The organism is Lysinibacillus sp. A4 (assembly GCF_024919535.1).
Taxonomy (GTDB): domain Bacteria; phylum Bacillota; class Bacilli; order Bacillales_A; family Planococcaceae; genus Lysinibacillus; species Lysinibacillus capsici.
Window position 1 is genome coordinate 707589 of sequence record NZ_JANWTB010000001.1, and the last position, 24050, is coordinate 731638.

26 protein-coding genes are annotated in these 24050 nt (G+C 39.7%); all 26 read right to left on the reverse strand.

What is annotated here, in order from left to right; all coding sequences use genetic code 11:
- Positions 1-13: 13 nt before the first annotated feature.
- Complete coding sequence (locus NY607_RS03890; protein WP_048389838.1) at positions 14-571, reverse strand: ReoY family proteolytic degradation factor; 558 nt, start codon at positions 569-571, stop codon at positions 14-16.
- A gap of 14 nt (positions 572-585) precedes the next feature.
- Complete coding sequence (locus NY607_RS03895) at positions 586-1854, reverse strand: tetratricopeptide repeat protein (RefSeq protein ID WP_004232654.1); 1269 nt, start codon at positions 1852-1854, stop codon at positions 586-588.
- A gap of 96 nt (positions 1855-1950) precedes the next feature.
- Positions 1951-3237: a 3-phosphoshikimate 1-carboxyvinyltransferase gene (aroA, locus tag NY607_RS03900; protein ID WP_131519670.1), complete on the reverse strand. Its 1287-nt coding sequence runs from the start codon at positions 3235-3237 to the stop codon at positions 1951-1953.
- Positions 3238-3296: 59 nt separating this feature from the next.
- On the reverse strand, positions 3297-4394 hold the full coding sequence (locus NY607_RS03905; RefSeq protein ID WP_131519669.1) for a prephenate dehydrogenase: 1098 nt from the start codon (positions 4392-4394) through the stop codon (positions 3297-3299).
- Positions 4391-5491, reverse strand: coding sequence for a histidinol-phosphate transaminase (gene hisC, locus NY607_RS03910; RefSeq protein WP_259419180.1), 1101 nt, complete (start codon positions 5489-5491; stop codon positions 4391-4393). Before hisC ends, NY607_RS03905 begins: the two co-directional genes overlap by 4 nt.
- An 18-nt stretch (positions 5492-5509) precedes the next feature.
- The gene (aroH, locus tag NY607_RS03915) at positions 5510-5878 is read right to left on the reverse strand and encodes a chorismate mutase (protein ID WP_004232646.1); all 369 of its coding nucleotides are present in this window, start codon (positions 5876-5878) and stop codon (positions 5510-5512) included.
- Positions 5875-6966 carry a 3-dehydroquinate synthase gene (gene aroB, locus NY607_RS03920; RefSeq protein ID WP_259419182.1) on the reverse strand — a complete coding sequence of 364 codons (1092 nt, stop codon included), beginning with the start codon at positions 6964-6966 and terminating at the stop codon, positions 5875-5877. Before aroB ends, aroH begins: the two co-directional genes overlap by 4 nt.
- Positions 6967-6969: 3 nt before the next feature.
- Complete coding sequence (gene aroC / locus NY607_RS03925; RefSeq protein ID WP_259419183.1) at positions 6970-8151, reverse strand: chorismate synthase; 1182 nt, start codon at positions 8149-8151, stop codon at positions 6970-6972.
- Between the two features lie 281 nt (positions 8152-8432).
- Positions 8433-9206 (reverse strand): CheR family methyltransferase, encoded by a 774-nt coding sequence (locus tag NY607_RS03930; RefSeq protein WP_131519665.1) that lies wholly within the window; start codon positions 9204-9206, stop codon positions 8433-8435.
- A gap of 84 nt (positions 9207-9290) precedes the next feature.
- Positions 9291-9521, reverse strand: coding sequence for a hypothetical protein (locus tag NY607_RS03935; protein ID WP_131519664.1), 231 nt, complete (start codon positions 9519-9521; stop codon positions 9291-9293).
- A 125-nt stretch (positions 9522-9646) separates the two neighbouring features.
- Positions 9647-11272, reverse strand: a complete 1626-nt coding sequence (locus tag NY607_RS03940; RefSeq protein WP_259419184.1) for a long-chain fatty acid--CoA ligase — start codon at positions 11270-11272, stop codon at positions 9647-9649.
- 70 nt (positions 11273-11342) lie between these two features.
- Complete coding sequence (locus NY607_RS03945; protein ID WP_237900055.1) at positions 11343-12110, reverse strand: 3-hydroxyacyl-CoA dehydrogenase; 768 nt, start codon at positions 12108-12110, stop codon at positions 11343-11345.
- A gap of 15 nt (positions 12111-12125) precedes the next feature.
- Positions 12126-13274 carry a thiolase family protein gene (locus NY607_RS03950; RefSeq protein WP_131519661.1) on the reverse strand — a complete coding sequence of 383 codons (1149 nt, stop codon included), beginning with the start codon at positions 13272-13274 and terminating at the stop codon, positions 12126-12128.
- 228 nt (positions 13275-13502) lie between these two features.
- Positions 13503-13919 (reverse strand): nucleoside-diphosphate kinase, encoded by a 417-nt coding sequence (gene ndk / locus NY607_RS03955; protein WP_004232627.1) that lies wholly within the window; start codon positions 13917-13919, stop codon positions 13503-13505.
- An 86-nt stretch (positions 13920-14005) separates the two neighbouring features.
- Positions 14006-14980, reverse strand: a complete 975-nt coding sequence (gene hepT, locus NY607_RS03960) for a heptaprenyl diphosphate synthase component II (protein ID WP_054550708.1) — start codon at positions 14978-14980, stop codon at positions 14006-14008.
- Between the two features lie 19 nt (positions 14981-14999).
- Positions 15000-15704 carry a demethylmenaquinone methyltransferase gene (locus NY607_RS03965; RefSeq protein WP_004232623.1) on the reverse strand — a complete coding sequence of 235 codons (705 nt, stop codon included), beginning with the start codon at positions 15702-15704 and terminating at the stop codon, positions 15000-15002.
- A 15-nt stretch (positions 15705-15719) separates the two neighbouring features.
- On the reverse strand, positions 15720-16487 hold the full coding sequence (locus NY607_RS03970; protein ID WP_131519659.1) for a heptaprenyl diphosphate synthase component 1: 768 nt from the start codon (positions 16485-16487) through the stop codon (positions 15720-15722).
- A gap of 256 nt (positions 16488-16743) precedes the next feature.
- Positions 16744-16962 (reverse strand): trp RNA-binding attenuation protein MtrB, encoded by a 219-nt coding sequence (gene mtrB, locus NY607_RS03975; protein ID WP_004232621.1) that lies wholly within the window; start codon positions 16960-16962, stop codon positions 16744-16746.
- Between the two features lie 62 nt (positions 16963-17024).
- Entirely contained in the window at positions 17025-17594 is a 570-nt protein-coding gene (gene folE / locus NY607_RS03980; RefSeq protein ID WP_009370809.1) for a GTP cyclohydrolase I FolE, read from the reverse strand.
- Between the two features lie 219 nt (positions 17595-17813).
- Positions 17814-18086 (reverse strand): HU family DNA-binding protein, encoded by a 273-nt coding sequence (locus tag NY607_RS03985; RefSeq protein ID WP_004232618.1) that lies wholly within the window; start codon positions 18084-18086, stop codon positions 17814-17816.
- Positions 18087-18284: 198 nt separating this feature from the next.
- Positions 18285-19763, reverse strand: a complete 1479-nt coding sequence (gene spoIVA / locus NY607_RS03990) for a stage IV sporulation protein A (protein WP_016993351.1) — start codon at positions 19761-19763, stop codon at positions 18285-18287.
- 92 nt (positions 19764-19855) lie between these two features.
- Entirely contained in the window at positions 19856-20638 is a 783-nt protein-coding gene (locus NY607_RS03995; protein ID WP_237900053.1) for a hypothetical protein, read from the reverse strand.
- Positions 20639-20660: 22 nt separating this feature from the next.
- Positions 20661-20873 (reverse strand): DUF2768 domain-containing protein, encoded by a 213-nt coding sequence (locus tag NY607_RS04000; RefSeq protein WP_004232605.1) that lies wholly within the window; start codon positions 20871-20873, stop codon positions 20661-20663.
- 223 nt (positions 20874-21096) lie between these two features.
- On the reverse strand, positions 21097-22113 hold the full coding sequence (locus NY607_RS04005) for an NAD(P)H-dependent glycerol-3-phosphate dehydrogenase (protein WP_237900051.1): 1017 nt from the start codon (positions 22111-22113) through the stop codon (positions 21097-21099).
- Positions 22114-22222: 109 nt separating this feature from the next.
- Complete coding sequence (gene der, locus NY607_RS04010; protein WP_004232601.1) at positions 22223-23533, reverse strand: ribosome biogenesis GTPase Der; 1311 nt, start codon at positions 23531-23533, stop codon at positions 22223-22225.
- Between the two features lie 205 nt (positions 23534-23738).
- A partial coding sequence (locus NY607_RS04015) for a hypothetical protein (protein WP_259419186.1) occupies positions 23739-24050 on the reverse strand: 312 nt, incomplete at its 5' end.

A 24050-nucleotide genomic window follows, 5' to 3' on the forward strand; every position in this document is an offset into this window, starting at 1 on the left:
TTTTTACCTATAATTAACGTAAATTAGCCGTTTCCTTCAATGCTTGTAACAAATTAGACAATTCATAAAATCGCACTTCATCTCCCTGGTCGAGGGCTTCATCAATTTGTGCAAGTAATTTCTCTTCTTGGAATACGAGTAAGCTATTGGAAAGCAGCTCTTCTGCCAGTACACGATCTTTTTCACTGACGAGCAGTGTTTCTGGCATATAAGGGTTTTCTTCAAGAACTGCTAAGTATTGTGCACTTGGTGGTATATTAGGAAAATTCAATTGTATATACATATCTTCTTGTTCATGTAAGCGTAAATCATGGAAAGACTTCTCAGCATCTGCCGTCATCACATTGCCTTTATAGAAACGAAAAGGCACACCTGTTGAGTCTACTGTTGACATCACCATTGCCCTAGGACAATAGTGAGCTTCTTCCACAAAACGGATTCTTTTTAACAAGTCATCATTACTTAATAGGTAATTTAAAATCCATACACACTCACGACGTTTCAATTGATAATTTTTTAAAAACCATCGAACAAATGCTTTTTTATCAACAACTGATACAGAAGCAGTCATACCCACTCCCTCCTTTACTCAAATTCTAAGGTTTCTAACTTCTCCTGCCACTCTGGTTCACCCGGTTGAATGTTGATTAATTGTCCAAGAACCTCTTTTGCCTCTGAACGCTTTCCTTCTTCTAATAAGAAGTAAACATATTTTTCTAAAAATGTTGCGTCTTCCTTAAAATCATTATATGCCAAACGGTAAAATTCGTATGCACGGTCGTACAATTCTAAATTTTCATATGCCTCTGCCGCAAAAGGATATAAAGTGCTCCATTCAAAATCATTTTGCTGTAATGTCTCAAATAACTCGATTACATCCTCATGGCGCTCCTGTTGTCCAAACACTGAAATAAGTGCTAGTACCGCTTCCATATATTCAGGATCGAGCGCTATAGCTTCTCTCAGATGTTGCTCAGCTTCTTCTGGCAAACCATTTTTCAATGCCATTTTACCAGCGAATAAATAAAGCGATTTATCATATTCATCACGCTTTAACCCCTCTTGAATGGCAGCATAGGCTTTTTGATTATCCTCTGTCATTGCATAGCTTTCCGCAAGCAATAAATAGGCTGAGAAGTAATCAGGATCTAATTCTTTCAATTCCTCTAGTTGTTTAATAGCCATCTCGTATTTTTGTGACTGGAAGGCTGAATAAGCAGCTCCAAATAAAATATCGGGCTTTACTTCATCTTCAAGGGCTTTGACATAATAATCGAATGCCGTCTCATAGGCTGCACCTGCACGATAAACCTCCGCTAGTCGTTCAACAAGTTGAATACCAGCAAATTCATTTTGCTGCTCATATAAGTCCTCATACAGTCTTGCTGCCTCTAAAAAACGACCTGTTTCAAATAAAAGTTCTGCTTTCGCAAAATGTAATAATGGCTCGTCTGGTAAAATCGCTAATGCTTCATTTATACGCTTTTCTGCAACCTCAAATAACCCTTGCATTTGATAATAATCAGCTAATACCAATAATGCCTGTGGATATTCTGGTGAGGTTTCTTCAATTTCTAATAATAAATCTAATGCTTCATCTTCATTACCAAGCTCCATTAGGACATTGGCACGATCTATTTTTAACTGTGCTTCTTCTGGGAATAAAAATTGTAAATGCTCCAGCACACGGTCAGCTTCCTTCATGTACCCATACTGCATAAAAATCTCAGCAAGTGCATAGATCTCCTCGGGTAGCTCCTTCATTAAAAATGATTCTAGTAGCTGATCTATTAATGCTAAATCCCCTTGTTCAAGTGCTTGCATCATTTCAGTCATCGCATTGTTCACAGTCATTCACCTATTCTTTCGTTGATACCTTTATGCTACAAAACATTTACCTCTGAAACAAGAAAAAACTCCCCAAAAGCTTGGAGAGCCTCTCTTTAATTGTTACTTCACTGCCTCAATATGCTCAAAGAACGATGGGTAGGATACAGCAATGCATTGTGCATCATCTAGTGTAACAGCTCCGTCTGTTAGTAAAGCTGCAACAGCTCCCATCATGCCGATACGATGATCGCCATAGGTTTGAAGGTTTGCTCCTTTTAAAGGCGTTGGTCCCTCAATAATCATACCATCTTCTGTTGCTTCAATCTGGGCACCAAGTTTCTTCAATTCAGTCACAACAGCCGTGATACGGTCAGTCTCCTTCACCTTTAGCTCCTCGGCATCTTTAATGATCGTTTGACCATGTGCTTGCGTAGCGAGTAATGCAAGAATTGGAATTTCGTCAATTAAACGAGGAATAATATCTCCTTCAATTATTGTACCAGTTAAAGAAGATGTGGCGATTTGGATTGTTGCTGTTGGTTCAGCTTGATTATCATCATTTGGTGTTAGTGTCATCGTGGCACCCATTTTTTGCAGCACCTCAATAATGCCATCACGTGTTGGATTAATACCCACATTATTTAGTGTTAGCTGACTATTTTTGCAAATGGCTCCTGCCACTAAGAAAAAGGCAGCCGATGATATATCTCCTGGCACAGAAACATGCGTCCCATTGAGAGCTTGTCCTCCTTCTATCGATACTACGCCATTATCTACTTCTACATGTGCACCAAATTGACGCAGCATTCGCTCTGTATGATCTCTCGAAACATCCATTTCTCTAACAATAGTTGTTCCTTCAGCACGCAAGCCCGCTAGTAAAATAGCAGATTTCACCTGTGCACTTGCTACAGGCATCTTGTAATCAATGGCTTGTAATTTTGTACCTTGAATGGCTAGCGGTGTATATTGCCCGTCTGCACGCCCTGTAATTTGTGCACCCATCTGACGCAGTGGATCTATAACACGTCGCATTGGTCGCTTTCCGATGGATGCATCACCAGTCATGACTGAATGAACATTAGAACCAGCTAAAATGCCTAGCATTAAGCGTGTTGTAGTACCAGAGTTACCCGTATACAACACTTCTGTCGGCTCCAGCCAACCATTGATTCCTGGACTATGAATGGTTACATTTGTTCCTTCCACCTCAATTTGAACGCCAAGTTTCTGGAAGCAATCGATTGTGCTTAAACAATCTTCACCTAATAAAAAGCCCTCTACTGTCGTTGTCCCACTAGCAATGGCCCCAAACATCACGGAGCGATGAGATACAGATTTATCGCCTGGAATGGTTAAAGCGCCCTGTAAAGAAGGTTTGTTGTATTGCAATACTTTTTCACTCATGAACTTTATTCCCTCCAATATGAAGATAGAAAGCGCCGAAATACCGACGCTTTCTTATGCTAAGAAATATACGTTTCGAAATTTGCTCGTTTTTGAATACATGCTGCAGCACGTTCGCGATCATTTTCACTTTGGAAGCTAATGACTAGAATACCGAAAACATCTTCTCGTGATTCGACGATGCGTAGATTCGTAATACTAATTGCTTCATCTGCTAAAAAGCCTGTCACTTCTGAAATAACACCTGGATAGTCAGGAACATCAACATATAAGTCGAAGGGTGTATACATAGCCCCTGCACTAATCGGTAATTCATCTCTCAGTTCTTTGGCAACAGCAAAATAGTTTTCAATATCCTGTGAGGAACCATCTGTCAGCAGTTCCTTAATGCGTGTCATTTCTTTTTCCCAGCCATCTAATTGCGTGAGTAGCTCCTCGCGATTTTGCAGCGTAATATCTCGCCATAAAATGGGATTCGAAGAGGCGATTCGTGTCACATCACGGAAACCTCCTGCTGCAAGAGAACGTGTCATTGGGTACTCGCCATTCTCTCCACCTAATTGATGGACAAGTGAGGCAGCAATAACATGTGGGAAATGACTCACCACAGCAGTCATGTGATCATGTTCACTGGCAGATACACTGACTACTTTTGCATGTGTAAATTTTAGCAAACTTTCAAGCTGTGCCATATGAATAATTTCTTCTCCAGCAAGCGGTGTAAGCATGTAATATGCATTTTCAAAAAGATGCGCCTTTGCAGCCAGCACACCACTTTTATGAGACCCCGCCATTGGATGTCCACCAATAAACGTTATGCCAAGTTCTCGTAATTCGCTGGCTTTTTGCATAATTAATTTTTTTGTACTCCCTGTATCTGTTACAATGACTTTATTTTTCAATGGCCATGATTTTAATTGCTCCATCCAATCCAGTGTTGCATTAACGGGCGTCCCGAAGATAATAACATCAACATCAGCCGCAACAGCCAGTGGATCTGCGACAATCTCATGCACAATATTTAATGTTTTCGCATGCTCGCGTGTTTGAGCGTCCATGTCATAGCCAATAATTTTTGTTTCCGGTGCTTTTTGCAAAGCAAGGGCAATAGAACCTCCGATCAATCCTAGCCCTATCACGAGTACTTTGCGTGTCATGCAAATACCCCTTGTTGTTTTAACACTTCATCAAGTTGGCTAAGCAATGCTGCATTTTGAGCCTCTGTTCCAATTGTCACACGGATAAATCCTGGTAAGCCTAATGCATTACCACTGCGCACGATAAAGCCTCTTTTCATCAGCTCTTGGAAAACAACATCACTATCAGCATGGGTATCAAAGAAAATAAAGTTTGTATCAGATGGGAAGTATTTTAAATTATGCTTGTCACAAAATTCTACATATTGTTTTTTGCCTTTTTCATTGGCTTCACGGCAGGCTTCAATATAATCTTGGTCACTAAGCGCAATGGCAGCAACAGCTTGACTTAAGATTGTATTATTGAATGGTGCACGCACAGGATCAAGCTTAGCAATAACATCAGGTTGACCAATAGCATAGCCAACGCGGAACGAAGCTAAGCCATATGCTTTAGAGAATGTACGCAATAAAAGAACATTCGCATATTCATCAATGATTGGTAACGTATCCTTGTGGTCTGGATGTGTAACATATTCAATGTATGCCTCATCGAGCACGACAAGGACATCGCTTGGAACCTTTGCAAGAAAGGCACGCAATGCAACATCAGGAATGACAACTCCTGTAGGATTATTGGGACTACATACCCAAACAATAGAAGTTTGGTCATCAATTGCAGCCAACATTGCCTCTAGATCATGTGCTCCATCTTGACAAGGCACTTTACGTACTTCAGCACCTTCAATTTCAGCATTGTGCCAGTATTGAGAGAAGGAAGGGTCGGCCATAACCGTGTTTACCCCTGGATACAACAGAGCACGAGTAATAATAGCAATGATGTCATCAGAGCCGTTACCAAAAAGAAGCTGTGTCTCTTTCACACCTAGATGATTTGCCACAGCAGTACGTAGGTTTTGTGCATAGCCATCTGGATAAAGTGCATGATTCACTGCATTATTTTGTAAATAAGCTGTTACCTTAGGTGAGCACCCGAATGGATTTTCATTCGATGCCAATTTAATAACTTCCTTTAAGCCATATTCACGTTGCACTTCTTCAATTGGTTTACCTGGCTTATATGCTTGCATACCGTCCAATTGTTGTTTCCACTTCATCTAAAACATCTCCTCTACTTATTTAGCCTGAGCCAAATCTGGTCTTAATTTCACTGCATCATTGAGATACAAGTGCTTTACATCTTTTTGGGCTACCTCTACGTTTGCATGTATTAATACACGAATACATAATGGTAATGCTTCTGGCACATCCATTTCATGTGTACACATAACAGGGACATACTGCCAGCCATCCATCAAGCGTACTGCACGAGCAGGAAATGCTGAGGTAATATCTGGCGTTGTTGAAATGAGGATCGATGCGATATCATCAATGTCCACATTATTTGCTGCCACAACCTCACGCACTAATCTTGCTGTCTCATCCCATACAAGCTCTGGCTTGTCAGATTCAATTGTTATTGCTCCTCTAAGTCCACGAATCATACAAGCACCTCCGCTAATAACTGTCTATATTCAGCATCTATTTCTTGACATTCTTCTAAACAAATAGCTTTGACAAAAGGTTTTCCTATTTTTTCCAAAAGAACAAATTGCAAAATGCCATATTCCGCTTTTTTATCTTTCATTAGGTAGCTAGATAATTGTTCAAATGAATAATCACTCACAGCCTTAAAAGGATAGCCGTTTTTTATCGCAAACTGTAAAAAGGATTGGGTGAACGTTCGATCAATTTCTCCATATCGTTCACTCAATAGAAGACAATAGACGAGTCCAATCATAACCGCCTCACCATGAGCCACTTTGCCATAACCCGCAGCTGCCTCAATGGCATGTCCATATGTATGGCCTAGGTTTAAAAACTTTCGAACGGATTGCTCTGTTTCATCCTCAGCAACAATTTGTGCTTTCACTTCAATTCCTTTTTTTAGTTGCTTTGCTAGTTCATTTTGATTAAAATGGATCACCGAATCTCCTGTCATTAATTCCTCCAGCCAGTTCGGGTCAGAAATCATGGCATGCTTAATTAACTCTGCTGTTCCTGAACGTACCTCACGCTCTGATAAACTTTCTAAAAGAGCTGTATCATATATCACACCCTCTGGCTGATAAAATGCACCAATCATATTTTTTCCTAGTGGATGATTAATGGCCGTTTTTCCACCGACTGCCGAATCATGCGCTAGAATAGTTGTTGGAATTTGAATAAACGGAATCCCACGCATATAGGTTGCCGCAACAAAACCTGTTAAATCACCAACTGCTCCTCCTCCAAAAGCAAAAATGAAGGATTTTCGGGAGCATTTTTGCTCTAATAGAAATGTTTGAGCAGCGTTGTATTGATCAAAGGTTTTGCACGCTTCTCCACCTGGCAAAATAAAGACCTCAAAGTGGTACGGGAAATTTGCTTTGAAGTACTCTCCCTGTGCTGCCCAAACATTGACATCTGTAAACACAAAGAGCTTATCCGCTTTTTGAAGTTTATCAGCAAATGCCTCCACAGCTTCAGTTAGAAATTGATGCCCAAGAACAACTTCATATTGATGCGATTTTGTTGCTACTGGTACACGCATAACTTAGAACCCCTTTGTATATTGACGATGCTCGTCAATTTGAGCTTGTAATTGTGGTAGTTGATCACTATGGAATTGCTCTAAAATTGCATTCGCTATTTCCCAGGCAATAACATGTTCTGCAACTACAGACGCTGCTGGTACTGCACAGCTATCAGAGCGCTCAACACTCGCTTTAAACGGCTCTTTTGTTTCAATATCTACACTTTGTAATGGTTTATATAAAGTAGGAATTGGCTTCATCACACCACGTACAACAATTGGCATACCTGTTGACATACCGCCTTCTAAACCACCAAGTCGATTGGTTGCACGATTATAACCTTCTTCTTCAGACCAGATGATTTCATCGTGTACTTCAGAACCTTTTCGACGTGCCATTTCAAAGCCAAGTCCAAACTCTACTCCTTTAAATGCGTTAATAGATAGCATAGCAGCAGCAAGCTTTGCATCCAGCTTACGATCATAATGTACATAAGAACCTACACCTGCTGGCATGCCTTCTACAATGACTTCTACAACACCACCGATCGAATCGCCGGCCTTTTTCGCTTCATCAATTGCCTCAACCATTTTCGCAGAGGCGATTGGATCTACACAGTAGCAAGCATCCGCTTCGACAATTGCACGAATTTCTTCTGTTGTTTTTCCTTCTATTAAAGAAGTATCGGCTTTAATTCCCACTATCTCTGTAACATGCGCAACAATGGAAATGCCTAGTTCATTAAGTAACGCCTTTGCCACAGACCCAACTGCTACTCGTACAGTTGTTTCACGCGCAGAGGAGCGCTCTAATACATTCCTTAAATCGCGGTGACCATATTTCATGCCTCCAACTAAATCTGCATGACCTGGACGAGGACGTGAGATTTGACGCTTGATATCTTCAGGATTGATATCATCAGCTAATGGCTCTGCTCCCATAATTTTAGTCCAGTGCTTCCAGTCATCATTTGTGACAACGAGTGCAACAGGAGATCCAAGTGTCTGACCATGACGAACACCAGCTACAATCTCCACTGTATCTGTTTCGATTTGCATGCGGCGCCCACGTCCATGACCTCCTTGGCGACGTTTTAAATCGTGATTAATTTTTTCTGCTGTAATGGGTAAGAGTGACGGTAAACCCTCAATAATTGTCGTTAATTGGGGTCCATGAGACTCACCTGCTGTTAAGTAACGCATAAACACTTTCTCCCTTCAACTCGCTAAAGTATGTATTTTTCACTATAACATATATTCTTAAAAAAAACAGTCCTTTTACGAATGTCTTTTAAGTAGTTACCATTTTCATAGGTCTAAATGTGAATATTCTGAATGAAAGTTATAAAAAACACCTAGCTAAATTTTATAAAAAATACGCCTTTGCTTATGATAAGCGAAAAGCGTATGAATTATCTATGTTTAATGCTTGGTCAACTTTATGTACAATTGTATCTTTTGTACAAAGCTTTTCATCCATATTATTAATTATTTTTACGATAGAAGAACGTGTCTTCTACATCAAATTCATAACGAGCTGGATTAAAAATTTGCTCTGTCGATCCAACAAATAAAACGCCATCCTTGCGCAATGCTTTACTAAAATTAGTATAAATTTGATCTTTCGCTTCCTCTGTAAAATAAATCATGACATTGCGGCAAACAATTAAATCATAATTGCTGTCATAAGCATCATTCAATAAATTATGTTTCTTAAAGGTTACACAACGCTTAATCTCATCCTTCACGCGATAGAAGGAGCCTTCTTGTTCAAAATACTTTGCTTTAATATCACTTGGGACCTCGGCTAAAGAGCGTTCAGGGTAGACACCTAACTTCGCCTTTTGTATCACATTCTCATCTAAATCAGTGGCAATAATTTGAATTTGAGATAAAGGCACCAATTGAGATAATACCATTACTAAAGAATATGGTTCTTCTCCTGTCGAACAAGCCGCACTCCAAATTTTTAAACGCTTATTAGTTTGTAAAAGTTTCGGAAATATTTTCTTTTGTAATACTTCCCAGCGCTTTCCATTGCGATAAAATTCAGAAACATTGATCGTCATACGATCTAAGAATTCATTCATTAAATCACGATCTTGTTCGAGTGCCTTTAGAAAGTCTACAAAATTACGATAGCCCTTTTTCTCATAAAGAGAGGTTAATCGTCTTTTCATTTGCGCTTCTTTATATAACGCTAAATCTATTCCTGTTTTGCGCTTAATACCTTCTATAAACTGTTCATAATCAGACATATGGTCATCTTCCCCTCTAGCGTCGTATTACCATTATAGCGGAAAAGTCCCAATCCTGAAATAGTCTTTCTCATGTATGCAAATCTACTTTCTTACGTTTTGTTTTTCCTCTAAAAGTAATATTTTCGACTGTTCTAATTCAAGTCTCATTTTTTCTGTTTCAATCGTATAAGTTTCTAACCTAAGCTTTTCTAATTCTACTTCTTTTTCAACAGCCTTCAGTTTTATTTTTTGTTGTCTCGTACGAGCGTCTGTAAAAATTCCAGCTAGAGAAATAATGACGCCCCCAATTATCGCTACAATGGCAATTGACAATCCGTTCACTTCCTTTCGTTATTTTGATTATACGGCAAAATGGAAAAAATAGTTTCATTTTTCAGGAATTTATTCCAATAAAAAATGAAGGTAGTTTTTCACCACCCTCATTCTATCCATTATCGTTAGATTTGTATGCGATACTCTTTTAAATCTTCTCGTAATTTAGCCTTCAAGAATTTACCTACAGACGTTTTTGGTACCTCGTCAATGAAGACAATATCATCAGGAACCCATGATTTATGGAATTGGTGCTGTAGACTCTCTAGTAACTCTTCTTTTGTAATCGTACCCTTAAACTCTGGCTTTGCTACGACACAAGCTAATGGTCGCTCCAACCACTTTTCATGTGGAATGGCAATAACAGCCGCCTCAAAGACCTTTGGATGGGACATTAATGCATTTTCAAGCTCTACTGAAGAAATCCATTCGCCACCACTCTTAATTAAATCCTTTGTACGGTCGGTAATTTTAATATAGCCATCTGTTGTCATCACAGCAATATCACCTGTATAGAGCCAGCCGTCTTTAAAGGCCTCTTCCGTTCGTTCATCCTGATAATACTCATTAGCAATCCAAGGTCCTCTAATCGTAAGCTCTCCCATCGTTTTGCCATCCCAAGGCACTTCACCATTTTCATTGACAATCCTTGTATCAATAAGTGGCATCGTCATACCTTGTGTAATCCGAACATTCATTTTTTCATCAGCCGTGTAGTCCTGCATATGTGTTAAATACGTGGATAGGCTTACAAGAGGTGAGGTTTCCGTCATACCGTAACCTGTCATGTACGGGATATTAAGTTCTTGCTCAAAGCCTCGGACAAGACCAATTGGTGAAGCAGAACCTCCACAAACAATTAATCGCATAGACGATAGGTCACGAGGATTTTGACGCTGCTCCTGTAGAACGCCCAGCCATATAGTCGGTACACCTGCTGTCAATGTAACTTTATATACATCAAATAATTCTAGCAATAGCTGTGGTGTAAACATAGGTCCCGGTAAGACCTGTGTAGAACCAAATGCTACACTGGCAAATGGTAATCCCCATGCATTCGCATGGAACATTGGGACAACAGGTAACACCACATCCGACTCACAAATTGCAATACTGTCAGCGAGACCAGCTGTTAAACTATGAAGTACAATACTGCGATGTGTATAGACTACTCCCTTTGGCATGCCCGTCGTTGCACTTGTATAGCACATGCCTGCAGGTGTATTTTCATCTAAATCTTCTGGGAATGTGAAATGTTCATCTGCCTCCGCAAGTAGCGATTCATAGGAAAGAGCATTTGGAATCGGTAAAGTTTCTACTGCAACAGCATCACCCATAATGATATAATGCTTTACCGTTTTCAGCTGAGAGACGATAGGTGCAATTAGTGGCACCAGATTATCATCTATTAATAATATTTCATCCTCGGCATGATTGATGACATAGGCAATATGCTCAGGGGATAATCGAATATTAATCATATGCAATACTGCTCCTGCACATGGTACAGCAAAATAGGCTTCCAAATGGCGATGGTGATTCCAAGCAAATGTGCCCACCTTCATTCCTCGATCCATCCCTAGTTTCGTCAAAGCATCGGCTAATCGGCGAGTCCGTTTGACATATTCTTTATACGTAAATTCGTGAATAGTAGTGGCACTTGTTCGAGAATAGATTTTCTTTGAGTGAAAAAATCGTTCTGCACGATTCAAAAAACTTGTTAATAATAAAGGTGTATCCATCATATGCATGATACCGCTTCCCTTCATCTACGATTTTAGAAACAATCAAAACAAAAACTATTTGAACTAGATTTTGCCGTTACCTCGGTTGCATGCGAATGGCACCATCTAGTCGAATGACCTCTCCATTTAACAAGCCATTGTGGATAATACTTTCAACCAAAAGAGCATATTCCGAAGGTTTACCAAGTCGTTTAGGGAATGGTGTCATTTGAGCAAGAGCTGTTCGTGCAGGCTCAGGTAACGAAGCAAACATTGGTGTTTCAATTAATCCTGGCGCTATGGTCATCACTCGGACACCGATTTCCGCAAGCTCTCTTGCAATTGGCAACGTCATGGCTGCTACGCCACCTTTTGACGCGCTATAAGCAGCTTGTCCGATTTGCCCATCAAATGCAGCCACAGACGCGGTATTAATAATGACGCCACGCTGTCCATCCTCATTTGGCTCATTATGTTGCATTTTTTCTGCCACCAGACGGATGATATTAAACGTGCCAACTAAATTAACAGCAATCACTTTTTCAAATAACGCAAGGGCGTGTATACCACGCTTCGAAATAACTTTACTCGCATCTGCAATGCCAGCACAGTTCACTGCAACATTGATCTTGCCAAAAGCTGCAATAGCCTGCTCAAGGCCAGTCGCCACCTCCTCTTCCTTTGTGACGTCTACTCGTGCATAAAGGACATTTTGACCTAATTCTTCCACTAGAGCTTGTCCACGCTCATCATTGACATCAAAAATAATTGCTTTGCCACCCTGTCCTATTAATTTCCGAACGGTTGCCTCTCCTAAACCAGAGGCACCCCCTGTTACGACTGCCACCACTTCATGTTCCTTCATCAGACATATCCCCTTTTACATTTTTTCAATAATCGTGGCATTGGCCATTCCCATTCCCTCACAAATCGCCAACAAGCCGTAACGATAATTCTCTCGCTCCATTCGATAAAGCATAGTCGTTAACAATTTTGTACCTGTTGCCCCTAATGGATGTCCCAGTGCAATGGCTCCACCATCAGGATTGAGCTTCTGTGGGTCTCCTCCTATTTCATGCAGCCATACGAGCGGCACAGGTGCAAAGGCTTCATTTACCTCATATGTGTCGATATCCTCAATGTTGAGGCCTGACCGTTCTAATGCTTTTCTAGTAGCTTCTATTGGCCCTGTCAGCATTAATGTCGGATCAGAGCCCACGACCACTCTTGTCACAATTTTAGCGAGTGGTTGAATGCCTAGTTCTCTCGCTTTATCCAATGCCATTACGACTACAGCTGAGGCCCCATCACTCATTTGGCTCGCATTGCCCGCAGTAATCGCGCCATTCTCTTGAAAGACAGTTTTTAATCCATTTAAAATGTCAACGGTAGTTTCTGCACGAGGACCCTCATCTACCGCAAATGTTGTCACTGAGCCATCCTCTTGTGGAACTTGAATGGGTAGTATTTCAGCTTGGAAATGACCCGCTCTAATGGCGGAAATCGCCCGTTGATGGCTTTGATAAGCATAGCTATTTAGCTGTTCTTTCGATAAAGACCATTGGGAAGCGATTTTCTCTGCTGATAATCCTTGATGGATAATATCATATCTTTCCTGTAAGCGGTTACTAGCATGGGCATGTTGCATGTTTGAGCCCATTGGTACTCTTGACATACTTTCTACCCCACCAGCAATGACAATGTCCATATCCCCCGCTAAAATTGCCTGTGCTGCGAAGTGCACAGCTTGTTGGCTTGAACCACACTGACGATCAATGGTTACTCCTGGCACACTCTCTGGGAAACCAGCCATTAATAAAGAGGTCCTCGCAATATTTGCCCCTTGTTCAGCTGTTTGCGTCACACACCCCAAAATGACATCGTCTACTTGTTCCTTACCAATGCCTGCACGCTTTACAACCTCCTGTAATATATCAGCTGCTAACTCATCTGCTCGAACTTGACTTAATGCGCCCTTACTTCTTCCTATAGCAGTTCTCACAGCTGCTACAATCACCACTTCTCTCATGTCCATAACCCCTTTTCCTCGTCATCCTCTTAGTCTATTGACGAGTCTACTCAACTATTCCTCACTTAATTATCAGAATATTACATTATTTATTGTACATGACTAAGAAGTTTTTAACAATTCTATATGTTTCTAGTAAGAGATTATTCGTCGGAATGATCCCTCCCCTTTTTTTTGCGCAATAAAAAAGCAATCTCAAAAAATTGAGATTGCTTGATCTATTCGAAATTAAACTAAATCTTCACCGAAGAATAAGCCGATTTCGCGCTCTGCAGAAGCAAGAGAGTCAGAACCGTGGATGATGTTGTGAGATACTGTTGTAGCGTAGTCACCACGGATTGTACCTGGGTTAGATTCTTCAGGTTTCGTTGCACCCATCATTGTACGTGCAAGCTTGATTACGTTCTCGCCTTCCCATACCATAGCGAATACAGGACCAGAAGTGATGAAATCAACTAATTCACCAAAGAATGGACGCTCAGCATGCTCAGCATAGTGCTTTTCTGCTAATTCTTTAGGAATTACCATTAATTTAGCACCTTTCATTACAAAACCGCGACGTTCGAAACGATCAACGATATCTCCAATTACTTGACGTTCAACGCCGTCAGGCTTAACCATTAAAAAAGTTTGTTCAATTGCCATGTTTAAAACACTCCTTAAATTCGTCTAACAGGTTTTACACCTACCGATAAATATTAACAAAAAATGAGCTTTTGTACAACAAAAAGCTAGAATTTGCGCTTACCCATGAACAATGCTACATCACGTAATTTTTTCTTAACGGGATGTTTTGGTAAAGCATCAATTTCCTGTAAGGCTTTTTTCAAATATTTATCACTCATACGATTAGCTTGCTCAATTGCATGAGATTTACGCACATATTGCAACATATTTTGACGTTCCGATTCTGTTAATGTGCCTGCAAACACTTTAACTAAGTATGGTTGCATCTCCGGGTCATCTTTCAATAATAAAATCGGTAAAGTAATATTGCCCTGTAGTAAGTCACTACCTGCTGGCTTCCCTAGTTCTTTATCGGTTGCCATAATATCTAAAACATCATCAATAATTTGGAAGCTCATGCCTACAAAGTAGCCGAAGCGCTTTAAATGCCGAACTGTTTTAGCATCAACCCCCGCTGCCACAGCTCCTAGCTCACAGCTTGAGGAAATAAGTAATGCTGTTTTGCGTTTGATTCTTCTAAAATAATCTTTTAAACCTTGATCTAATCTAAATTTATCTTCAATTTGAATGACTTCACCGTTACAAATCTCCACCATCGTACGGGCTAAAATTTGATGAACAAGTGGGTCTTCTAACTTTGTTATATATTCCAGCGCACGTGCGAAAATAAAATCGCCTGTGTACATTGCTACCCTGTTATTCCACTGTGATTTGACAGTCGGGCGCCCTCTTCGCATATTGGAGTCGTCAATGACATCATCATGTACAAGCGATGCCATATGAATGAGTTCTAAAGGTACTGCTACATCCTTCATCTTCTCAATGTCATAATCACCAAATTTTGCGCCTAGTAACACAAAAATTGGTCTTATCCGTTTGCCACCAGCTTGTAATAAATGGAGAGAAGCATCGTTGATCAAATATGAAGACGAGTCCACCGCTTTTTCTAACTCTTGTTCAATGATTTCGATATCTGATTTCAAATCGGAATAGAGTAGTTTTAACTTCATCTTTTCCACGTGTGAAAACCTTCCCCCATTAACGTATCTTTTTAAAGCCCATATGCATTGCCGCAGCCCCGCCACTGTATGCTTTGTACGTTACTTTTTCTAATCCTGCCTGCTCAAACAATGCCGCTAACCTTTTCATACCTGGGAAATCATTCGCAGATTCCTGAAGCCAAGAATACTCCTTATAGCTTTTCGCAAATATTTTACCAAATATCGGCATTATATATTTAAAATAAAAACGGAACAGCTGACGATAACCAGGAATTTCAGATTGAGATGTTTCTAAACAAACCACCATTCCACCTGGTTTAACAACACGATGCATTTCCTTCAAAACTTGTAAATAATCAGGTACATTGCGAAGACCAAAGCCGATTGTCACATAATCAAACGTATCATCTGGAAAAGGCAACTCCATCGCATTTCCATGAACTAGTTCAATTTGTGGGTATGGCTCTACCTTTTTTTCGCCAACTTTCAGCATGTTTTGACTAAAGTCTAGCCCTTTTACTTCTCCACTTTCACCAACAGCCTCTGCCAATGCAATTGTCCAGTCTGCAGTGCCGCAGCATACATCAAGTGCTTTTGATCCAGGTTTTACAGCCATGTGCTTCATCGTATCGTTACGCCAGCCAACATGCATCTGGAAACTAATTACACCATTCATTTTATCGTAGTTTTCCGAAATACTTTCAAATACTTCGTGAACGTGCTCTTCTTTCGTTTTAGCCATTTTGAAAAACCTCTCTTATCCGTTAGTAGAAGCAATGGATGCCTCTACATGTGCATGTAAAGCTTGTTTGATATCACTTTGTAAAAAGGATGCCTGATTAATGAGCTGTGATAGCTCTGTTTTTAAATGCACAATTTTCCCTTGGATGACGCTATTAAAGGTTGCGCCATTACGTCTGACACTTTCTTCTAGTGCCTTACCCATTAAAGACATTTGCCCACGTTGATAAGCTGTCCATTCTTTTTCTAAACGTAAGATTAATAAGCTTTTTTCTATAAGTGGTATATATTCACCGAAAGAATAAAGATCAAAAAATTGAGCAATTAACCCGGATTCTATCGTACTCATCGACGTATACCACTGTTCCATTGTTCGTTGTTTATTTTCATAAACCTTAATTTGGTTTTCACATCGTGCCACAATACCTTGTGACAAATTTCGAATCAATGCAACATTTCCTGACATTGCTAATATTTCATAATAACGACCACTATAAAAATCCCCAGCTAAAACGGTAAGCTGCTGTTCTTTTGATGTTGCGTCTAATTCTTTTATATGATCGTGAGCCGCTAATGCTGCGTATACTATGCCAACAGTAATTGCAGCCTCTTGTTGCTCTTGTTGCCATTCTTCACCATTCAAAAACGGGATTAACAAATAAAACAGTTGATTTTCATCTAGCACAGGTACACCTGTGTATTTTTGCAAAGTTCTATGACGAACATCCATGAAAATCTCTGTTTTTAACTGTGCAATTGAATTTTGAATGTATGTTGCATTCATAGACCTTACTCCATTTCACTTTCAGATACGTCAGCCTTTACAAGGCCAAACGCTTGCTTACTGAGTCATTATAGCATACGCAACGATGCGGAATAAAAAAAATTTGCTTTCTTCATAGCACAGGCAGTAAAGCTCTCCCATAATTGAATGTTGGAATGCTAACTGCCCATAGACCTTATACTAAGTTTTTCACATCTAGTGTTTTTATATGTGCTGTTGAACGCTAAACAGCATTAAAACCTAGAAACAAAATTTCTTATTTTTTCGCTTCGCTATTGATCACGCCATGTGCTGTATGAATTTGCGCTTTACCGCGTATTTTCATGGCAGATGTGTGTTCTGTAAATTGAGCAATCATTACTTCGCCGGCATCTAATTTCTCTGAATGATGGAATTTCGTATCAGTTCCACGTGTTAATCCAATGACATGTACACCATCTTCTTCTGCTTGAATAACAATATAATCTTGTGACATCTTTGTACACTCCTTAAATCCGACAAATTCTTAGTTCATCATAACATAATTAGACACGCAATTTAAGACATTTGAATAAATGATAGTACTTCTCTACGTTTCACTTCATCTTCCTCATAAATACCGCGTGCAACAGATGTCACCGTTTTAGAACCAGGTTTTTTTAATCCACGCATTGTCATACACATATGCTCAGCCTCGATCACAACATAGACACCTTTTGGCGAAAGCATCTCCATAATTGTGTCTGCTACTGAAGAGGTAATACGCTCTTGTAGTTGTGGCCTGCGGGCAATCGTCTCCACTGCACGGCCTAACTTACTCAGTCCAGCAACAACGCCGTCATTTGGTATGTATGCAACATGTGCTTTGCCATAGAAAGGTACTAGATGATGCTCACACATCGAATAAAAAGGTATATCTTTGACAAGCACTAGTTCTTCATGATCCTCATGAAATACCGTTTTAAAATAATCTTTAGCATCCTCATGCAAGCCGCTGAACATTTCGGCATACATTTTTGCTACACGCTTCGGCGTATCCAATAAACCTTCACGATTTACATCTTCACCTACTGCTTCTAAAATCATTTTTACCGCTTCTTCTATTTTTAATAAATCAATATTCGACATCAAAAAACCCTCCTGCATATCAAAACATTACACATTTCCCTATGCATCGTAGCACATCCAAAAGGTAAGCGCAAAATGACTTACCTGATTCATCAGAAATTCGCTTCTAGATAAGCAAATCACTGTATATTATTATGTAAAATTCAAATTTGAAGTTAAAAAGAGCAGCCTTCATGTTCGTTAACATGAAGACTGCTCTATGTAACTACTAGACGTGTATTATTTTACCGCGTCTTTAAGCGCTTTACCTGGTTTGAAAGCAGGCACCTTGCTAGCAGCGATTTCGATTTCTTTACCAGTTTGTGGGTTACGACCTTTACGAGCCGCACGTTCACGTACTTCAAAGTTACCAAAACCAATTAATTGTACTTTGTCACCCTTTGCAAGAGCATCTTGAATTGTATCAAATACAGCTTCAACTGCTTTAGAAGCGTCTTTTTTAGAAAGACCTGCAGCTTCAGCAACAGAGTTTACTAATTCTGTTTTATTCACACCATTCACCTCCTCTCAAAGGGTCATGAACCAATTCTGTAAAAAGAGTAACACATAGAAAACCGCTACGCAACTGTATTCATACATGATTATAACCAAAAAATCAGTTTTTCACCCAAAAAACAAAAATAAAAGGACTTTTCGCATAAAAACGAAAAGCCCTGCGTATATTTTTTGCATTTTTTCTGAATTTTATCACTATAAAATAAATGTTACTAAACCACGATCTCCTTCGTTAACCATACGTTCAATCGTCTGACGCATACGTTTTTTGGCAGTAGGTGGAACTGCATCCATTTTATAGCGAATACCCTCTTTTAATACTTCATGCAATGGTGTACCAAATAATTGTGTATTCCATAAGGCATCACGATCATGTAAATAAGCATGATTTAAATCTTTTAGAAGTTGCTGACTATGGAACTCTGAGCCAATTAACGGTGCAAATTCTGACTCCATATCCACTCGGATAATATGATAGGATGGCGCTTTTGCCTTCATTCGTACGCCGAAGAAATTATTCTGTTTAATGAGCTCTGGGGCTGTTGGCTCAAATTCCTGCATCATTGGCAATGTCACGCCATAGCCTGTCGTATCAGCATCGTGAATAGCACTTTTAAATCGCTTTTGGGCCTCTTTTGCCTCTGCCGCCTCTTTGATAAAGAGTAACCAATCTTTTTTCGTTTCAATTGGTTCTTCTAGCCATTCATTACAAACTGATTTATACAATTCACCCTGTAGGGATACCCGAATTACAGCTGTTCCTACACCTGCATCTACATGAACAACTTCACTTTGGTCAATAAAGTCAATGGCTTTAAAGGCATCTGACGCCTGTTGCACATCTCGAATTTTCATCACAGAAGAAAGGACTTCCTCCATCGAATCAATCAATGCAACATTTAATGGATGTGTAGCATCTAATACATCCAGCCAGTCTGGTTTTTCTACCTCAATGGTACGAATTGGGAATTCAAATAACGCCTCTTGTAAAATATATTGAATATCCGTTTCTCTCATTTGATCAATGGACATCGCAATAACAGGGACATTGTAACGTTCAAACAATTCATTGCGAAGCTGAACCGTTTCTTCTCTCGCAGGCATTTGGCAATTGAGTAAGATGACAAATGGTTTGCCGATGTCTTTTAATTGCTCTACAATTTCCTCTTCTGCCTTCTCTGCTGCTCGTCGACTGATTCCGTTCACTGTACCATCAGTCGTTACGACAATACCAATATTCGCATGATCGCGAATCACCTTATCTGTGCCAATTTTAGCGGCTTCCTGAAATGGAATTGGCTCCGTATGCCAAGGCGTATGAACAAATTTTGGTCCATTTTCATCCTCATAGCCTTTTGTCCCATCGATAATATAACCAACACAATCTGCTAATCGAATTTGGAATGGCATTTCATCTTCACCGACCACAATACGGGTTGCTTGGGCAGGCACAAACTTCGGCTCAGCAGTCATAATGACTGGCCCCGGAGAACTTTGTGGCAACTCATCTTGTGCTCGCATTCTTTCCGTTTCATCCACAATGTTTGGTAACACGACTGATTCCATTACCTTTTTTACAAATGTTGATTTACCTACACGTACTGGACCGACAACACCAATATAAACATCGCCATTTGTGCGCTCTGCAATTTCTCTAAATACTGCTTCACTCAAGGTTTCTGCCTCCTTTATCTACGCTTTTTCACTATATGCGAGCCTGTAGACAAATATGAAAAAGCCCCTCACAAATGTAAGGAGCTTGTTTGCTATTTCTCTTTTTTCTCGGCGGCTTCTGCCTCTTGTTTTTGTAATTCTTTCGCTTTTTTGACATCCGCATTATACGTTTTCATATCATAGACAGGCTCTCCATTCTCGTCCACTGTATAGGGAATAGAATAGGCAGGCACAACTGGAAATTTGTCGACAAGCAGTTGGCGAATATCATCACCTGGCTTTACATTCGGCTTATCCTCTTTTAAAAGCTGGCCTAAATCCACAGCATAGTCTACATGTAATTCACCATCACCAGTCATGAAAAGCGGTAACTCGACGCCAGAATAGGGACTTTTTACAGTTACCTCTGTTTTATACCCCAAATCTTTATAGTTGATCTGATAAACATTATCTGAAATTGACCCTTTTATTGGTAAATACTGTGTAGATAGTTTACGAATACCTATTTCACGTATACGCTCTGCCGCGTTTAAATCTACTAATTTGACCGATGCCTCATTTTCAGGGTCCCAAATGATATATTGATATATACCACCTTTTTCATAGGCATTTCCAGGAATTGTCGTCAAATACTTCGGCATAAGTTTTTCAAAATCGATTAAATATTTGATATAGATATCCGTATCTAACTCGCTATTTTTAATTGGTACTAGTCCACCTGTTGCTTCACGGTATTCATCCACAGCACGTTGAACTGCCGCTAGTTGATCGACATCAGGCGTGACCTTAGCCCTTTTTTCTTCTTCTGGGTACGCACATCCTACTAACAGTATGGCGGTTGCAAATACCAACAGCAAAGCACTTAGTTTTTTCATGTTACTGACACCTCATTATTATTTATGCTGGCCAAGTGGCAACTACAAGTACCATTAAAAATGTGCCAAGTCCAAACAGTATGTATGCACATAAATTTACGACTGTTCGTAAAAATACATTTGAAATCTTATTTCGCGCTAAATAAATTAAGCCGACTGATATAATCATAAATGCGATGCAATAAAACGACACCCACATTACATCAAGCGCAGGCATATGAGCTAACGGGCCCATTTCAAAAAACCACCTTTCTTTGAATGTCAAGACACAATCAAAGTATATTATACTATGTGCTTTTGCTAAAAAGAAATAGTTGTCCCATAACTATCAAGAAATGGACAACTCTTTAAGCTTGTATTTCTATTCAACTAGTGGCACACAATAAGGCGTCTCAACAGATTGGTTGAGACACCTTATTTATGTCCATTTAATGACAAGTCTAATCAAAAAATTAATATTAATGCTTCATATCGTCTATTTCTCGTTTTTTCATACGCATCATTAAGGCATCTACTGCCACTTTCGGTTCAACATCATTAAATAGCACACTATAGAGCTCTGTGGAAATCGGCATGGCGACATCATATTTCTCTGCTAATTGATAGGCTGCCTTCGTGGTACGGACACCTTCTACGACCATGCCCATTTGATCCAGCACTTCTTGTAGCTTCATACCTTGCCCTAACATATTACCTGCACGCCAGTTTCGCGAGTGGACACTTGTACAGGTTACAATTAAGTCCCCCATACCTGTAAGTCCTGAGAACGTAAATGGATTACCACCCATTTTTACACCTAACCGTGAAATTTCTGCAAGACCTCGCGTAATAAGTGCCGCTTTCGCATTGTCTCCATAATTTAAGCCATCAGTAATACCTGCCGCTAAAGCGATAACGTTTTTCAACGCTCCTCCTATTTCCACACCAATGATATCCTCATTTGTATAGACGCGGAAGAACTGATTCATAAATAAATCCTGTACCTTTTCAGCAGCATCAATGTTGGCACAAGCTGCAGTAACCGTTGTAGGATGATGCAGCACCACTTCTTCTGCATGACTTGGCCCAGAAAGAACAACAATTTCTTCCACATACATAGCTGGTAAGCTCTCTGCTAAAATTTCAGATATTCGTTTTAATGAGTCAGGCTCAATTCCTTTTGAAACATGGACAAACAACACTTTTTTGGTTAATTCAGCCGTTAGTTTCTCGCATACTTCACGAATCGCTTTTGTTGGAACAGCCACAACAATGGTTTCTGCATGAGTAGCTACCTTCGCCATATCACTCGTCGCATGTAAATTTACAGGTAGAATGGTTTCTGGTAAATATTTTTTATTCGTATGCAGTTGATTGATTTCTTCTGCCTGCTCAGCTCTATGTGTCCATACAAGCGTATCATGTCCATTTTCCGCTAGTACCATTGCCAGTGCAGTACCCCATGAGCCTGCCCCTAACACACAAACTTTTTCCATAACAAAATCCTCCCTTTGTTGGGTTGTCTATAAATAAGTTCTTTCTTGTAAAAAGACGCCACCCTACAATAATGTCGGGTTGGCGTATTGTATGTCTATAGCTATTGCCTTAAGCACGCGCACGTGTAATTAAACGAATTGGCGTCCCTTCAAAGTCAAATGTTTCGCGAATGCGATTTTCTAAGAAGCGTTCGTATGAGAAATGCATAAGCTCAGGTTCATTCACAAAAATAACGAATGTTGGTGGCTTAATTGCTACCTGAGTAGCATAGTAAATACGTAAACGACGACCTTTATCTGTCGGTGCAGGATTACGAGCCACTGAGTCCTCAATCACTTCATTTAAAATAGAGGACTGAATACGCATCGCATGATTCTCGCTGACACGTTGGATAATCGGTAAAATTTGATGCACACGCTGTTTTGTATTCGCTGACACAAAAATAATTGGGGCATAATCCAAAAATAGGAAATGCTCTCGAATTTGCTGTGTAAAGACATTCATTGTTTTTTCATCTTTTTCAATGGCATCCCATTTATTCACAACAATGATCACAGCTTTTCCAGCCTCATGTGCATAGCCAGCGATTTTTTTATCTTGCTCCTGAATACCCTCTTCTGCATTCAGCACTACTAAAACAACGTCTGAGCGTTCAATAGCACGTAGCGCACGTAGCACAGAATATTTCTCGGTTGTTTCATAGATCTTTCCTTTTTTACGCATACCCGCCGTATCAATAATGACATATTCCTGTCCATCATATGCATAAGGCGTATCAATCGCATCACGTGTTGTCCCTGCAATATTACTAACAATAACACGTTCCTGCCCTAGGAAAGCATTCACTAAAGAGGATTTTCCAACATTCGGTCGACCAATTAAAGAGAATTTAATGACATCATCACCGTATTGTTCTTCATCTTCTTTCGGGAAATGTTTCGCACATTCGTCCAATAAATCCCCTAAACCTAAACCGTGGGAACCTGAAATAGGCCAAGGTTCACCGAAGCCAAGTGCATAAAAATCATAAATCATTTCACGCATATCAGGATTATCAATTTTATTGACCGCTAATACAACTGGTTTTTTTGTTTTGTATAGAATTTTAGCAACTTGCTCATCTGCTGCCGTTACTCCTTCACGACCATTTGTCATGAAAATAATTACGTCCGCTTCATCAATGGCAATTTCAGCTTGTTGACGAATTTGTTCTAAAAACGGCTCGTCTCCAATTTCAATGCCACCTGTATCAATAATATTAAAATCGTGTGTTAACCACTCTGCCGAACTATAAATACGGTCACGTGTTACGCCTGGGATATCCTCCACAATCGAAACGCGTTCTCCAACGATACGATTAAAAATCGTCGACTTACCTACGTTCGGACGACCTACGATGGCTACTACTGGTTTCGTCATCTGTACTTCATCCTTCCAACTTCTTGTCTTTCGCTATTATACACGAAAAATGCCATTATATCATATCATATCCATAATGTAGAACGCTATGTATGGCTATTAAAGGTGTTACCCCTTTTTTTGAGAGTTCTATTAGGTGTTTTGAAGGTTTTATCCGCTACTTTTAGAGGTACTATCCTTCAATTTAAGTGTTCTATCTTTTACTTTAATTTGTATCCTTCACTTTTAGAATTCTATCCGCTACTTTAAAGGTTCTATCCTCTACTTTTAGAGTTGTATCCTTCAATTCAAAGTTTTTATCCACTTCTTTATTGTTATCCTTCACTTTTAGAATCCTATCCGCCACTTTAAAAGTTTTATCCGCTACTTTTAGAGTTGTATCCTTCGATTCTAAGTTTTTATCCGCTTCTTTATTGCTATCCTTCACTTTTAGAATCCTATCCGCCACTTTAAAGGTTTTATCCGCTACTTTTAGAGTTGTATCCTTCGATTCTAAGTTTTTATCCGCTTCTTCATT